We start from the raw sequence: 15,283 nt of genomic DNA on the forward strand, positions 1-15,283 counted from the left end.
CGCAGAAATACACAAGACAGTCCATAATCGAAGGATCCGAGCGATTCGGAGATGGAGAATCGATACGGTCGATACCCGAGACGGCTACTGGATATTGGGGTCGTTGAGGTTCAGTTCGACGACGTTGACGGACTGCCGAAGCAGCTCCGGCATTTCTTCGTGGAGACGGTCGTCCTTCATTCGATGGACCGGTCCGGCGACGCTTAACGCACCGATAGGCGTCCCGTCCTGGAGGAGGATCGGCTTTCCGACGGACCGCATTCCCTCGCGGAACTCCTCCATATCGAAGGCCAGACCGCGTTCACGGATCGTCTCCAACTCCTCGTCGAGTTCGCTTCGGTCTGTGATCGTATTCGAGCTCTGAGCCGGTAAGCCGTGCTTGTCGATGATGGCGTCGACCTCCGCTTCCGGAAGGTGAGCGAGGATCGATTTCCCGGTCGCAGAGCAGTGGAGGTACGTCCGCGCGCCCGTGATTGCGGGGTAATCGATGTCCTGACTCCCCTGGCCGATATCGAGATAGATCCCGCGGCCGTGTTCTTCCACCAGTAGCGTGATCAGCTCGCCCGACTCCTCGGCTAGCTTCTGGACCTCCGATTTGGCGAAATCGTACAGCGTCGAGCGGTGTCGGACGCGTTCGCCGAACTTCAGGAATCGCAGGCTGAGCTGGTACTCGTTTCCCTCTTGCACGACGTACTCGAACTGTTTGAGCGTCGTCAGGTGATTGTGGACGACGCTCTGCGGGCGATCGAGGTACTCGGCGAGTTCGGTGACGCGGGCGCCGTTGAGGTCGTCTAACGCCTCCACGATGTCGTTGGTGGTCTTGAGGGCGTTCACCCGGATTCCGTCGTCGTCTCCCATTGTCGTGTGATCACATAACCCGGGGGGAGAAAAGTGTTATTCTGCGATACCGAATACTGATTCTCGGTGTTCGATTCGGCGTCGGCTATCAGGCGACGTTGCGTCGGCTGGGGACCGCTCCCTCCTGCAGCACGAGCTGGTCGATCAGTTCGCGGTAGAGGCGGTTCTTGAGCGGCTCGGCCGCGTCGTCGTTCCAGAGGTTGTTCAGTTCCTCGGGATCGTCGTGGAGGTCGAACAGTTCGCCGTACTCCTGATCCGGATACACCGTGAGCTTGTATTGGTCAGTGACCAGCGTGCGGGGCCAGATACCGAGGTAGTCCTCGTCGGTCTCCACGACGGTCGAGCGGTCTCGGGGATCGCTCTCGTCCGTGAGCAGCGGCACGAGTGACTCGCCGGGCCACGTGTCCGGCCCGTGGCGGTACGACGGCTCGTAGACCGCGTGCGGGGACGTAACGCCGCAGAGGTCCAACATCGTCGGCATCAGGTCCTCGTGGCTCGTGACGGTCTCGACGCGCTTGCCCTCTCGGAACTCCCCGGGCCAGTTCCAGATCATCGGCACGCGGAGGAGCCCCTCGAACTGGAAGGGGCCCTTTCGGATCATCCAGTGATCGCCCATCATCTCGCCGTGGTCCGAGAGGAAGACGACGACCGTGTCCTCCCGGAGACCGTTGCGCTCCAGCGCGTCGACGACTCGCCCGACCTCGTGGTCGAGGTAGCTGACCATCCCGTAGGTGACGGCGATGATCTCCTTGATGGCCTCCTCTTGGACTTCCGGGCCGGGCTCGGTGTACAGCCCCTGTAGCTGGAAGAAGTCGCCCTCGTAGACGTCGCGGTAGAACTCCGGCAGTTCGTCGAGTTCCTCGTCGCTTCGGGCGGGCAGTTCCACGTCGGACGGATCGTACATCGACCCCCACGGCTCGGGGGCGGCGTACGGATTGTGCGGGTCCGGATAGGAGCACCACAGGAAGAACGGATCGTCGTCGTCTTCCTGCTCGTCCAGAAACTCGATGCTGCGGTCGCTGATCCAGTGGTTGTAGTGAGCCTCCTCCGGAAGTGACCACTCCCGCAACACCTGGAAGGTATCGCCGCGGACGTTGTCGGGGTGATCGAAGGAGATGCGGTCGTATGCGTCGGGATAGTTCGACTCCAGCCAGCGCTTGTACTCGCCGTAGATCTCGTTGACGTGGCCGCCGGTGAAGTCGGTCGTCTCGAACCCGTAGTAGGGCTCGGGGAGTTCGGAGAGCAGCCCCGACTCCCAGACCTCGCGGGCCTCGGGGAACTCCGACGGCTCGAACGAGAGGTCCGCGTAGGTGGTCGCGTCGATCGTGTCGAACATCCCCGCGAGGCGCGTTTTCAGCTCCTCGGCGAACGCCTCCCAGTCGGCCTCCGAGAGGTCGTCGGTGGGCCACTCGGAGACGGCCTCCGCGGCGGCCTCCTGGAAGAGGAGCGCGCCATCGGACCACTTCGGGACGTGGATCCGTTCGAGCGTGCGCAGGAGCAGATTGTCACCACGGTTCGAGAAGCCCTCGTGATAGCCGACGGACTCCCGTCCCGCAGCGAGGTCGTCGGGACATTCGAGTAGATCGCGAAGCACCGCGTCGAGCACCTCGCCGAGCCGTCGACCGAACTCGGTCTCCGCGCGCTCGGGGAGCTCCGCAGCGATGTGTGAGACCTGCTGCGGCGCCGGAAGCGTGTAGAGGTGGAGGTGAAGTTTCCCCGCCGAGTGAGTTCGGTAGCCCGCCTCCGAGAGCTGCTGCGGAATGGACGGAAGCTCCTCCCGAAGGTGGACCCCGTTCGATCGCACTCCGTGTCGGTGGGGGTTCCGTCCGGTGAACATCGTCGCGCGGGCCGGCATACACATCGGATTGTTCGTGTAGGTCCGATCGAACGAGACGCCCGTCTCGGCGAGTGCGTCGATGTTCGGCGTGTCGACGACGTCGTTTCCGTTGCACCCCAGGTGGTCGTATCGCAACTGATCGGCGACGAAACACACCACGTTCGGGTTGCTACTGCTAGTCATACACGTGACCGAGTGGCCCGGGGTATCGGATAAAGGTTTTCCAAAAGTGGGTCACAGCCGTCTCGGTTCCGAGAGAAGAGTCCGGCGGTCGGCCTCGATCCTACCGTCAGAGTTCGGGCTGGTCGAGGTTGACGTAGACGCTCTTCTGTCGCTGGTAGTGATCCAGCGCTTCAAGGCCGAGGTCCTTCCCGAAGCCGGATTGTTTGAAGCCGCCGTAGGGCGCGTCGGGCATAATCGGGCCGTACTCGTTCACGTAGACGAGGCCTGCATCGAGATCGTCCGCGGTCCGGTGGACGAGGGAGGTCTTCTCCGTGCCGATGCCCGCGGCGAGGCCGTACTGGGTGTCGTTGGCGAGGTCGATCGCCTCCTCGTACTCGGAGAAGGTCTGGATCGTCTGGACGGGCCCGAAGATCTCCTCGCGAGCGATCGTCATCTCGTTGGTGACGCCGCCGAAGACCGTCGGTTCCACGTACCAGCCCTCGGAGAGTGCCGGATCGTCGGGCACCCCGCCGCCGCAGAGCAGGTCCGCTTCTTCCCGACCGGTCTCGATGTACTCCCGTACGGTCTCGAACTGGCGCTGAGAGGTCAGCGGGCCCATCGTGGTTTCTTCGTCGAGGGGGTCGCCCAGCACGTAGGACTCGGCCTTCTCGACGAAGCGCTCGGTGAACTCCTCGGCGACGGACTCGTGGACGAGCGCGCGCGAGAACGCGTCGCAGATCTCGCCCGTGCTGTAGAAGATCCCATCGGCCACCGCCTCGACGACCTTCTCCAGATTCGCGTCGGGGAAGACGATGAAGGGGGACTTGCCGCCGAGTTCGAGGGTGACGGGCGCGACTCGGTCCGCGGCCGCGCGCATCACGCCGCTGCCGACGGCCGTGCTCCCGGTGAAAGAGATCTTTCTGATGTCGTCGTGTTCGGCTATGGCTTGCCCAACCTCGCTCCCCGGGCCGGGGACGACGTTGAGGACGCCGTCGGGGAAGATGCCCTCCGAGAGTTGGGCCGCTCGAAGCGTCGATAGCGGCGTGTCGTTGGCGGGCTTGAGCACGCAGGCGTTGCCGGCCGCCAGCGCGGGGCCGAGTTTCCAGGCGGCCGCCCACAGGGGATAGTTCCAGGGGACGATCTGGCCGACGACCCCGTACGGTTCCTGGGTCGTGTAGAGGTGGACGTCCTCGCCGCCCGGAATCTCACTTCCGCGCTGGGCCCGACAGACTGACGCGTAATACTCTAGGGTGTCGATCGCGCCCTCGACCTCCCCGCGAGCCTGCGAGATCGGTTTCCCGCAGTCCAGACACTCCAAGAGCGTGAGTTCGTCAGTGTGGTCTGCCAGGACGTCGGCCCACTCGAAGAGGCGCGCCGAGCGGTCGCGGACGCTCGCGGCCTCCCACTCGCGCTCGAAGGCGTCCCACGCCGCCTCGACCGCGCTGTCGACCGCCGAAGAATCGCCCTGGGGGACTTCGACGATCGACTCGCCGGTCACGGGATCTTCGACTTCGCTCTTCTGTCCCTGAGTGTGGAGTTCGCCGTCGATCCACGCGCCGAATTCGACGTCGTCCGTCGCCTCCTCGTGTTTCGAGCGATGCCGCTCGATCACTGGACTCTCACCTGATCGGGAACTGCTCATACTGTCACTCCCTACCAGGGGAGTAAAAATCTTCTTACGGCTCTTGCGTTCGCCCGACCCCCTTGGCGATTGCTCCTCTACATTTCAGTTAGACAATATTTTCTCGGATTCGCGTACGGATGTCCCAACAAAGCGGCGAGGCCACGGACCGCTAATTCCCGCGGGGTTCAGCAACGACACGAGCGAGCGAACGGGCGGAGTGTTCGTCGCGAAAAACTGAGAGAGGATTGAGGCCCACACAACACCACGAGACCGACCGAGGGCTTACGCCGGAACTCATCTGGCAATGGACCTCTAGACCCAAAATGTAATTTCTTCTATAGACTGTGGATAGCGAGGTGAGCGAGACTCGGTGACGCAAGCAGGACGAATCCGAGCTGTTCGAGATCGGGTCCGGTTCCGTGGCGGGACCGGGTTACGCCATCTCGGCGTCGATCCGCTTGCGCACCTCGTCGGCGCTGATCTGAAACACGTTGTTTCCGTGATCGTCCCGTCGGCGAACCGCACTCACACAGTCCGTTCCCCCGATGCGGATCACCCACCGGCTGGGATAGCTCGGATCCTCACTGACGAGTTCGACTTCCGTCCCGTATTCGGATTCGAGTTCTTCGATGACTTCGTGAACGTACGTCCCGTCGGCGAACCGCGACGGCTCGTACTCCGGGAGACCCAACTCCTCGCGGAGTTCGGCGTTCCGTTCCCACCACTCGGGGCGATCGGATGGCATCACGAGCGGTGTTGGAGGGCCCTTGTGGTATTTTTTTCGACGGGGTCGGTGGCACGATGTGTGCGAGACGCGCTCGCGCGGGAGTCGAGTGTGCTGCTGGGAAGGAACCATCAGCAATCCAGAAAAAGCGTTATATATTCCCTCGTGAAACGGTGAGATGATGTCACAGACAGCCGCCCACGCGTTAGCGGAGACTACCGTCGTGGACACGGACGTCCACATCACGGTAGAGGAAGAGGCGATCGCCGAGTACCTCGAGGAACCGTACCGGTCGAGCATCACCGACTCACCGCATCCGATGTTCCCGTCCAGCAGTTGGGACCAGCGGATGGGCGGCAAGATCGACGACTACTTCTCCGAGTTCACCGGTCCCGAGGACGTCAGGCAGTTCCAGGAGGACTTCGAGATCGAGTACCCGATCATCAATACCTTCGAACCGCTCGGGAAGTTCTCACAGCCCGACCTGGCGATGAGCCTGATGCGGGCGTACAACGACTACCTCCTCGACAGATTCCTCGACGACTACGACTTCCTGGGGTTGGCCGCGGTGGCGACACAGCGACCGGAGGAGGCCGCCGCGGAGATCGAACGCATCGGGGACAACGACCAGATCGTCGGGCTCTATCTCGGGACGAGCGGCGAGTACCCGCCGCTCGGAGACCCGTCGAACGACCCCATCTACAGGGCCGCAGAGGACCACGACCTGCCGATCGTCTTCCACGGGAACGGCGAGGAATTTATGTTCGATTTCCCGTTGCACAACAAGGGGTTCAACAACTACTTCGAGGTGCAATCGCTCGGCCACCCGTGGCAACAGATGGCGACGATGGCCAGCGTCATCGGGGAGGGAGTCCCGGCGAAGTTCCCCGATCTCGACTTCGTCTTCCTCGAAGCGGGGATCGGATGGGTCCCGTACATGATGCATCGGATGAACAAGATCTACCGAATGCGGCGGAGCGAAGTCCCGCTCCTCGAACAGTCGCCCGAGGAGTACATCCGCGATCGGTTCTACATCGGCTCACAGCCGCTCGGCGAGCCCAACCGTTCCGAGGATATGAAGCGGATGATCGAGACGCTCGGTGCGGATATGCTGATGTTCGCTACCGACTATCCGCACTGGGACTTCGATCACCTCGAAGAACTCGACAAGTACCTACAGCACTACTTTACCGAGGAGGAGCGGCAGAAGATCCTGTACGAGACCCCGGTAGAGGCGTTCCGTCTCCCCTTCTAACGATGAGTGAACACACCGTTGCGACAGTCGGTGAACTGGACGAAGGCGACCGGAAGCTGGTCGAAATCGAGGGGCGAGAGATCGCCCTGTTCCGGATCGACGGCGAGTTTCGGGCGTACACGAACTGGTGCATCCACCAGGGCGGGCCCGCCTGCGAGGGGAGCATCACCGGCACCAGCGACGCCGAGTTCGATCGCGACGAGCTCCAGACGGAGCTCCAGTGGGGCAAAGAGGGCGAAGTGCTCAACTGCCCGTGGCACGGCTGGGAGTACGACATCCCGACCGGAGAGTGTCTCTCGAAGGAGGGAACGAAACTGCCCTCGCATCCGGTACGGGTCGAAGACGGCGACGTAGTGGTCTCGCTGTAACCGATAACCGTTCGGCGTTTCTGCGCACCGATTCCGAGCCGAAGTGTCCGATTATTCGGTCGAACTCCCGTCGGGTAGCCGTATATCATTCCGAACAGGAAAAGATTTAATTAGTGTTGTAAGCATTAGCGAGTGTATGGCTAACACACGCCGGGATGTCCTTAGACGAGGCCTCGCCGCGTCAGGGGCAACCGTTCTCGGATCGCTAGCTGGATGCACGGGGACCTTCACTGGAGGCGGATCGACCACGACGGTGACGGCGGCGTCGATGCAGTGGACCGAAGCCGAGCTGATGGGATATCTCGGCTTCGAGTCGATAAAGGCGAACACCGACGTGGAGACCGAAGACGAACTGTCGCTCGGGGGATCGATGCAGTGCTTCCAAGCCCTCAAGAGCGGGGAGATCAGTTTCTACCACCTGTACACGGCGGGGGCGTACGCCACGATGCCGCCGAAACACGAGGAGATCCCGAGTGACCCCGAGGAGGTCTACCAGCAGGCCAAACAGGAGATGCAGGAGGAACATAACCTGCGGTACCTAGAGCGCGCCAACTTCAACAACACCTACGCCCTCGCGGTCCGGCCCGGCTGGCAGGAAGAGACGGGAATCGAGACGATCAGCGACCTCGCAGAGCACTTCAACGGCGGCAACACCGACATCACCGTCGTTTTGGGACCGGAGTTCGCAGAGCGCGAAGACGGGTGGCCGGGCGTCACGCAGGCGTACGGCTTCGCCGGCGTAGCCGACGAGCTAAACATCAGAAAGATCGGCGCGAACCTCACCTATCAGGTACTCGGTGAGGGCGAAGCCGAGGTCGGGATGGTGTTCACCACCAATCCGAAGATCAAGCAGTACGACCTCGCCGTCCTGGAGGACGACCAGAACTTCTTCGCGCCGTACAACCCGGCGCCGCTCGCCCGCCCCGACGACGTGCCGTCGGGATCGGCGGTGGAGGAGGCGCTCACCGCACCGATGGCCGCGCTCAGCAGCGAAGAGCAGGTCATCGAACTGAACTCCCGAATCGCCATCGACGGCGAAGACGTCCAGGACGTGGCAGTCGACTTCTTGGAGAGCGAAGGAATCATCTGACTGATGACCACCGCGCACTCACCAACGGGACCGTTGTTCATCTCTCCGTACATCGAGTTCGTCGCGGAGAACTTCAATCAGCTCGTCGCTCGGCTGGTCGAACACATCCTGATCACGGCGGAGACGGTGCTCATCGCGGTACCGATCGCGGTCGGGCTCGGCGTCCTGATAACGTACAACGACCGCGCGGCGACGGCGGTGCTCTGGCTGGCCGGCATCGCGATGACCATTCCCAGCCTCGCGGCGTTCGGGCTGCTCGTTCCGTTCTTGGGGATCGGAAGCGACCCGGTCGTGTTCACGTTGATCCTGTACTCGCAGCTCCCCGTCATTCGGAACACGTACGTCGGACTGACGGGTGTCGAGGAGGCGATGAAAGAGGCCGGGCGGGGACTGGGAATGACGCGCCGCCAGCGGCTCCGCCGCATCCAGATTCCGATGGCCCTGCCGATCATCCTGGCCGGCGTCCGCAACGCGGTCGTCATCGTGGTCGGCGTCGCGGCGGTCGGCGCCTACATCGGTGCGGGCGGGCTCGGAGAGTTCATCTTCAACGGCATCCGGCAGGGCGACTCCGTGATGATCGTCGTCGCGACGATCGTCGTGTCGCTGCTGGCGCTCGCCGCGGACTACGGCATCGCCACGGTCGAACAGCTCCTGCGGATCCGCAACGGCGAAGAGGTCGAACAGCGAGTCAGCACACAGCTCATAGAGAGGGCGATATAATGATCGAATTCGAGGACGTAACGAAGGTATACCCGGATGGGACGACAGCCATCGAGGAGATCAGTTTCACCGTCGAGGAAGGGACGACGACCGTACTCGTCGGCCCGTCCGGCTGCGGGAAGACCACCAGTATGAAGCTGGTGAACCGACTCGAAGAACCCACCGAGGGGACCGTCTACGTCGACGGGACCGACAATCAGGAGCTCGACAAGATCGATCTCCGGCGAAGCATCGGCTACGTGATCCAAGAGATCGGCCTGTTCGATCACCTGACCGTCGGCGAAAACATCGCCACCGTCCCGGAGCTGGTCGGCTGGGATCAGTCCAGGATCGACGACCGCGTCGACGAGCTACTGGAACTGATGGACCTCTCCCCGGAGTACCGGGACCAGTATCCGCGGGAACTGTCCGGCGGACAGCGACAACGCATCGGTGTGGCCCGGGCGCTCGCCGCCGACCCGGACATCCTCCTGATGGACGAACCCTTCGGCGCCCTCGACCCGATCACCCGGGACAACCTCCAAGACGAGTTCCTCCAGATCCAAGAGCGGATCAACACGACGATCCTGTTCGTCACCCACAGCATCGACGAAGCGCTCAAGATGGGCGATCGGATCGCGATCTTCGACGTCGGCGAGATCGTCCAGTACGACACGCCGGCAGAGATCCTCTCGAACCCGAAGAACGAATTCGTAGAGAACTTCATCGGAGAGAATCAGACGTTCAAGCAGCTGTCGATCACCCGCGTCCGCGAGGTGATGGACGAACCACAGGCCCACGAGTCCGCCAGCGCCGACGTCGCCCCCGCGGCCGACGGCGGGGAGTACTACAGCATTTCGCCGGACGATACGCTTCAGGTCGGTCTGACGCGGCTGCTGAGCATCGATCACACCACACTGCCCGTGGTGGAGGGCGACGACGTGGTCGGGTACCTCACCGAAGAGCACGTCCGGTCGTACTTCGACTCCGCGGGGGAGCCGTAAGATGGCCGGCGTCGTCTCGACGTCCCTGAGCGGCATCAGGTACCTGCTCGATCACCTCCCGGAGTTCTGGCAGCTCCTGGCGGAGCATATGGTCTTGGTCATCGTCTCGGAGATGATCGCGGTATCGCTCGCGATCCCGCTCGGGGTGATCGCGGCTCGCCACGAGAAGCTGAAGAGCCCCATCCTCTCGGTCGGGAACGTGGCACAGACGGTGCCGCCGCTGGCCGTGATCGCGCTGATGTTCCCGATCCTGGGGCTCGGCTTTCTGCCCTCGTTCGTGGCGCTGTTTATCTACGCGCTGCTTCCGGTGATGGTCAACACGATCACGGGGCTGGAAAGCGTCGAAGAGGGGACGATCAACGCGGCCAAAGGGATGGGAATGACCCGGAACGAGCGGCTGACGAAAATCAGATTCCCGCTGGCCCTGCCGGTCATCTTCGCCGGCATTCGGACGAGCACCGTGATCAACGTCGGAACGGCGTACCTGGCGTTCTTCATCGGCGGCGGCGGGCTGGGTGCCTGGGTCATCAGCGGCATCAATCTATTCAATATGCCACAGGTGTTCGCCGGGGCGATCTCCGGCGCAGTACTGGCGATCTCGTTGGACCTGATCCTGGCGGCGGTCGAAAGCCGACTCGGAAACACCGGTCCGGCGTCTGCGCAGGTCGCCGCCTGATCCTCGACGTGGCTTTAATTTGATGGTTTGAAAATAGATATTTTTGTTATCGTATCATTTAGTGTAGGATTTCTTGTCCAGTCAATTTTAGAATTACTTCCATATTAGAGCAACTGAAGCCAATTGAACTTGACGTCCAAAAATAACTATTTTATTATTGATTATTAATCGCAGGCAGAATAAACGCGAAATGACTGACCGAAATTCGCGGAAATGACGGCCCCCACTTATACACGTGTGGTATTCCTCTCTCACCTCTTTCCATATCTGTCGAATGTAATGCGATATGACGCGATGGGACGATGATCGTGTCGAAATACACGGTGTTAGTGCCGACATCACCGACGAAACGAACGCATTACCGACGAAATATTTTACCGACCCTGGCGTCCACGAGATGGAAAAAGACCAGATTTTCGGACGGTACTGGGTGTACGCGGGCCACGAAAATCTGATCCCGGAGCGGGGCGACTACTTCACCCGAACTATCGCCGACAGACAGATAATCGTCACCCGCGACGACGGGGGAGACGTCCGTGCGTTCTACAACGTCTGTGCGCATCGTGGCTCGAAGATGCTCGACGACACGCCGATGACGGATCCGGGGAGTCTCAACCGGATCACCTGCCCCTACCACCTCTGGGCGTACGAACTCGACGGCGACCTCGCGAGCACTCCCGAGAGCTTCGAGGAGGCCACTCTCAATCCCGACCTCGACGACGACGACGCCGTCCCCGAACTCGACTCGGAGGCCAACGGACTGCTGGAAGTCACTACGGACTCGATCGGGCCGCTAGTCTTCGTCAACTTCGCCGACGACCCGGACCTCTCGCTCGCGGAGCAGGCCGGAGAGATGAAGACGGAACTCGAAGCGCTTCCGCTCGGGGAATACGAACACGCTCGCCGCTACGTCTCCGAGGTCGAATGCAACTGGAAGGCGTTCGGCGGGAACTACTCGGAGTGTGACCACTGCCATCCGAACCATCAGGACTGGGTGACGGGCCTCGAACTCAGAGACTCCGAACTCGAACTCAACGACTACCACTGGGTGCTCCACTACAAACACAAAGAGGACGTGGACGACGAGATGCGCATCCACCCCGAGCACGAGGCGAAGTTCTACTACTTCTGGCCGAACTTCACGGTCAATATGTACGGGACTGCCGACGGCTACGGAACGTACATCATCGACCCCATCGACGAGGGCCGGTTCCAGCTCATCGCGGACTACTACTTCCGCGACGCAGACCTCTCCGAGGAGGAAGAGCAGTTCGTGCAGACGAGCCGGAAGCTCCAGGAGGAGGACTTCGAGTTGGTCGAACGGCAGTACGAGGGCCTCAAGTCGGGTGCGCTCGGGCAGGGCCAGCTCGGTCCGAACGAACACACGGTTCACAAACTTCACCGGCTCGCACAAGATGCCTACAACGCCTGAAGGAATGGCCGCACAGAGCACCCGAGCGGGCGTCGTCACGTGTCCCGACTGTGACCTTTCGGTGCCGATCGACGACCCCAACGAAGCAATCGAACTGCATCGACGACACGCGAGCGTCACCGCTCACAGCGTCGTCTGGAAGAGCGTCGGAATCGATGCCGCCGTCTCCGAAGCAGATGTGACTGGGGCGCTCTACGAACTCGAAGACGCGTATCCCGACGGCGTTCCGTTCGGGACTCTCACCGCATCGCTCGCTGATCACGGTATTTCGATCGGGGAAACGCTTGAGATCGTGTCCGATCTCCGAATGGACGGAAAGATCTACGAACCGCGAGACGATCACATACTGTCGGTTTGAGTGAGTTTCTCTACGCATTATTTCGTTTTCGGAGACAGCGTTCCAGTGCGAAACTACACCATACGAAGGTGGAGTTCCGGGAGTTTTACTGCCCGAACTGTGCCACGCGCGACGACTGAAATCGCAAAGGAGGATCAGACCTGATCGCAGACTTCCGACTGTAGGTGGCCTGCTTCGTGATCTCTGTCATCACTCGGAATCAGACAGAACCGGTTTTATTATCAGTAATACATTATTTATTGTGTTCATAAATTATAATTATTTATATATTTGGTAATTATTCCCCATTACTATTCCTAATTCGAGAAAATAGTGGCGGATTGGGTCCTAAAGGCCGATAGCCTCAACGTTCAAAATCCGGCCATTAACACACGTTTCGATCCTCAATGACAGATTAATCTACGATCATCCTGACCCGTGCTGTTCAGAATTTGGGAGATGAGCAGTGTTTATCTCCAGACCGATTCGATCAGTTTTGCTGCTAAATAATTTCTAATTGATATAATTAGAATATTGGTGTTTACCGTTAAATTCGCTTCGAAGAACTTACCGCCAACGTAGGTGCAGTCTCATGGACACCACCAGGTCGGTATGCTGATATGCCGGGGCCATTCACACGAGGACGATGTGGCCTTGGGGACACGCAGCGGTTGGGTATTTGCTGTATGCCTCGTTCACGTATCTCTCTGATCGGGAAGCTCCGAGCGACGTCGCGACGGTCGTGTTAGCAATCGGGACTCAGTTACCGGACCTGATCGACAAGCCGTTGGCGTATTCTGTACAGGTACTCCCTGAGGGGCGCTCGCTCGCGCATTCGGTGCTGTTTGCGGTACCGCTTTGTCTTCTCGTCTGGCGGGTCGCACGATCGGCCGAACAGTGGCAGGCATTCGGCATTGGGTACGGATCGCATCTGATAGCCGATAGTTACAATTTCATCCTGGCGGGGCGATTTGAGATGGTGACGTTTCTGCTATGGCCGGTATTGCCATCTCCCGATTATCCGACCCAAAGCTTCGCTGGCCACTGGGTACGACTGTTCGAGTCGATAACATCGGTATCGATCAACGGTGCGATACGCGGAGAGTTGCCGGGAGTCGTCTATCAGGGCCTACTCGCTGTCAGTATCGGAATTCTGTGGTGGTCTCACGGGAGACCCGGGACGCAGTGGGCGTATCGGTGGCTCCAGAATCAAGTCTCGTAAGCCCCATACTCAGTAAATTTGGAGAATAGCGAAGAACCACAGAGAGACGAACATCAGACTCGCTCGATTCCAGTACCGGCCGCATACAGATCGATGTCGTCTAATTTCGGACGAGCCAGAACAGCAGCCCGAGTGATTCGCGGAGCGTAACTCCAGCAGCGAACACGTACACTGTCTCCAACGGCAGCGGAAGAAAGTCGATAGTCGCGATAGCCAGCGACATCACCAAGGCCATTCCGACCCACCCGATAGCAAACCGTCGATCCGCACTCGTGGACTGTGCGCCCAGCGTGGCCATACCTATGCTACAGGAGACACCATCAAATAATTTGATCCGATGATTCGAGTCGGCATCTGTGAGTTGTGGATGGGACTAGACGTCGATTACGAGAACCACTCTGTGTACTCATCACACTGGCGGCATTCGGCCTGTGTAAGCCACTCTTCGCCCTGGTCGTGTTGCCAAGGCGGGACACGCGCGATTCGTATCGACAGAGATCCGCACTCAGGGCACCCAGCGGGGGGATTTCCGGCCATACTGGATTGTTCGGGTCAACTCGAATAGTTGTCTCTCAGACGGCTCTATTGAATCCGCATACAGCGACGGGATTCACTGTTTGATGGCTCGTTCGACGTTGTAGACTGCCGCGGCGAGAGTGATCTCTCGGAACTGACGGTACCAAGCACGCGCTCGGACGGCGGAGCCGTACGAGCGCTTGATCACCGAATTCACGGTCTCACAGACCGAACGCTGATTGTAGAGTTCATCTTTGATCCGCGCGTTGTGCGCGTGGTCGTAGGGTGCAAAGACGCGGTGTTTAATCAACGGTCTCACGCCTTCTGAGCGAAGTTCTTTTCGAAAGCTCATATCGTCGTAACCCTTGTCGGCGGCGAGGCTCCGCAGGTCGCCCTGCGGAACGCAGGCGACCTGCGGGCCGACGTTCGTCCCGTTCGGCCACTTCGTGCTACAGTGAACGTCGATAACCGCGCCCTGCTCGGTATCGACGAGGAACGTCGCTTGGACGGTCTGTACCTCACGATCACAGCGGCTGAGATAGTGACTCGACGCCTGACGGCGGTCGAAGTAGGTAGCGTCGATGGCAGCGTGTCCCGACTGATCGAGCTGCTCCGACGAGAGTCGGAGCAGCTCACGCCAGATACGCATCGGAGCTCGGTCAAACGACTTACAGAGCGCCGACGGGCCGGGGAACTCGCCGCGCTCTAAGACGAGCGCGGCTCGTACCCGCTCCATCTCTTCAGCCCAGTCAAGGACTTCTTCGAGTGTCGCTTCCATATGGAGCCGGAGAAAATGCAAGACAGCGTGCTTCCAGCCGGCAACTCCGTTGCCGGCAGGATCGCTGATCTGCATCAGCGCAGCATCAGTAAGTTTTCGTGCTATCGAGACGGCTTGTTTGACGAAGCGGAAGAGGGTCTTCTGCACAAAGGCACTTCTTCCGCTTCATCTCAATCGTTCTGACGACTTACCCCGACGCAGTCCGTGGATTCAATAGAGCCCTCTCAGACATTAGCATAAATATAGTCACGGCACACGCCCGTATGTATGAAATTTTATATTTATAATGTTATAAAAGAAGTGACTGACGAGAGAAAGACTGTGACGATCGTTCACTTTACTGATCCTCTGAATCGGCCTCGGTAGTCAATCGTGATACGCTGGGTCCGATGTGGTGTTCATATTCTCCTCCGAACCGGGGCGAACAAGTAGATAGTCCTGCTTAGCTTCGATCCGGTCGGCCGGGACGAGGAGCTGTCCGTCGTCGATTTCGTGGAATCCGCCGGCCCCACCGTTGTGTCCTCCTAACCGGAGGTATTCGAGGTGCCCTGTTTTTGGGTCTATCGTGATAGTCTTGACTCTGCCGAGTTCCGTACCTTCGGTCGTCATTACCTCACAGTCGCGGAGGGTGGATACGAGGACCGATCCCATAGTCGAAGATGGATTCGTCTCCGCTTAACATTCAAGATAGATGAAATCAT

At 60.1% G+C, this 15,283-nt stretch carries 16 protein-coding genes; 9 read left to right on the top strand and 7 right to left on the bottom strand.

Features of this window, described 5'->3' with window-relative positions:
* Positions 1–84: 84 nt before the first annotated feature.
* The 4 genes from OS889_RS12250 to OS889_RS12265 all read right to left on the bottom strand — a co-directional run bounded on the left by OS889_RS12250 (position 85) and on the right by OS889_RS12265 (position 5,226).
* Positions 85–858, bottom strand: coding sequence for an IclR family transcriptional regulator (locus OS889_RS12250; protein WP_372390151.1), 774 nt, complete (start codon positions 856–858; stop codon positions 85–87).
* Positions 859–946: 88 nt separating this feature from the next.
* Positions 947–2,878, bottom strand: a complete 1,932-nt coding sequence (locus OS889_RS12255) for a sulfatase-like hydrolase/transferase (RefSeq protein ID WP_372390152.1) — start codon at positions 2,876–2,878, stop codon at positions 947–949.
* Positions 2,879–2,984: 106 nt separating this feature from the next.
* Positions 2,985–4,499 carry an aldehyde dehydrogenase family protein gene (locus OS889_RS12260; RefSeq protein ID WP_372390154.1) on the bottom strand — a complete coding sequence of 505 codons (1,515 nt, stop codon included), beginning with the start codon at positions 4,497–4,499 and terminating at the stop codon, positions 2,985–2,987.
* Positions 4,500–4,914: 415 nt separating this feature from the next.
* Positions 4,915–5,226: a hypothetical protein gene (locus tag OS889_RS12265; protein ID WP_372390155.1), complete on the bottom strand. Its 312-nt coding sequence runs from the start codon at positions 5,224–5,226 to the stop codon at positions 4,915–4,917.
* A 160-nt stretch (positions 5,227–5,386) separates the two neighbouring features.
* Here OS889_RS12265 and OS889_RS12270 point away from each other — a divergent pair, with 160 nt between their 5' ends.
* The 9 genes from OS889_RS12270 to OS889_RS12310 all read left to right on the top strand — a co-directional run bounded on the left by OS889_RS12270 (position 5,387) and on the right by OS889_RS12310 (position 13,288).
* The gene (locus tag OS889_RS12270; RefSeq protein ID WP_372390156.1) at positions 5,387–6,460 is read left to right on the top strand and encodes an amidohydrolase family protein; all 1,074 of its coding nucleotides are present in this window, start codon (positions 5,387–5,389) and stop codon (positions 6,458–6,460) included.
* Between the two features lie 2 nt (positions 6,461–6,462).
* Positions 6,463–6,828, top strand: a complete 366-nt coding sequence (locus OS889_RS12275) for a Rieske (2Fe-2S) protein (RefSeq protein WP_372390157.1) — start codon at positions 6,463–6,465, stop codon at positions 6,826–6,828.
* Positions 6,829–6,964: 136 nt separating this feature from the next.
* Positions 6,965–7,918: a glycine betaine ABC transporter substrate-binding protein gene (locus tag OS889_RS12280; protein ID WP_372390159.1), complete on the top strand. Its 954-nt coding sequence runs from the start codon at positions 6,965–6,967 to the stop codon at positions 7,916–7,918.
* 3 nt (positions 7,919–7,921) lie between these two features.
* Positions 7,922–8,638, top strand: a complete 717-nt coding sequence (locus OS889_RS12285; RefSeq protein ID WP_372390161.1) for an ABC transporter permease — start codon at positions 7,922–7,924, stop codon at positions 8,636–8,638.
* Positions 8,638–9,621, top strand: coding sequence for an ABC transporter ATP-binding protein (locus tag OS889_RS12290; RefSeq protein WP_372390162.1), 984 nt, complete (start codon positions 8,638–8,640; stop codon positions 9,619–9,621). The genes OS889_RS12285 and OS889_RS12290 overlap by 1 nt, the downstream gene beginning before the upstream one ends.
* A gap of 1 nt (position 9,622) precedes the next feature.
* Positions 9,623–10,297 carry an ABC transporter permease gene (locus tag OS889_RS12295; protein ID WP_372390164.1) on the top strand — a complete coding sequence of 225 codons (675 nt, stop codon included), beginning with the start codon at positions 9,623–9,625 and terminating at the stop codon, positions 10,295–10,297.
* A 286-nt stretch (positions 10,298–10,583) separates the two neighbouring features.
* Positions 10,584–11,729 carry an aromatic ring-hydroxylating oxygenase subunit alpha gene (locus tag OS889_RS12300; RefSeq protein WP_372390165.1) on the top strand — a complete coding sequence of 382 codons (1,146 nt, stop codon included), beginning with the start codon at positions 10,584–10,586 and terminating at the stop codon, positions 11,727–11,729.
* Between the two features lie 4 nt (positions 11,730–11,733).
* Complete coding sequence (locus OS889_RS12305) at positions 11,734–12,087, top strand: hypothetical protein (RefSeq protein ID WP_372390166.1); 354 nt, start codon at positions 11,734–11,736, stop codon at positions 12,085–12,087.
* 625 nt (positions 12,088–12,712) lie between these two features.
* A complete protein-coding gene (locus tag OS889_RS12310; RefSeq protein ID WP_372390167.1) occupies positions 12,713–13,288 on the top strand; it encodes a metal-dependent hydrolase in 576 nt (191 codons plus the stop codon).
* Between the two features lie 100 nt (positions 13,289–13,388).
* On the opposite strand, the gene OS889_RS12315 is transcribed toward OS889_RS12310, so the two are convergent.
* The 3 genes from OS889_RS12315 to OS889_RS12325 all read right to left on the bottom strand — a co-directional run bounded on the left by OS889_RS12315 (position 13,389) and on the right by OS889_RS12325 (position 15,233).
* Entirely contained in the window at positions 13,389–13,586 is a 198-nt protein-coding gene (locus OS889_RS12315) for a hypothetical protein (RefSeq protein ID WP_372390168.1), read from the bottom strand.
* A gap of 312 nt (positions 13,587–13,898) precedes the next feature.
* A complete protein-coding gene (locus tag OS889_RS12320; protein ID WP_372390169.1) occupies positions 13,899–14,729 on the bottom strand; it encodes an IS5 family transposase in 831 nt (276 codons plus the stop codon).
* Positions 14,730–14,948: 219 nt separating this feature from the next.
* Entirely contained in the window at positions 14,949–15,233 is a 285-nt protein-coding gene (locus tag OS889_RS12325) for a PRC-barrel domain-containing protein (protein WP_372390170.1), read from the bottom strand.
* Positions 15,234–15,283: the final 50 nt, after the last annotated feature.

Origin of the sequence: Halobellus sp. MBLA0158 (assembly GCF_041477585.1) — an archaeon.
Classification (GTDB): Archaea; Halobacteriota; Halobacteria; order Halobacteriales; family Haloferacaceae; genus Haloquadratum; species Haloquadratum rubicundus.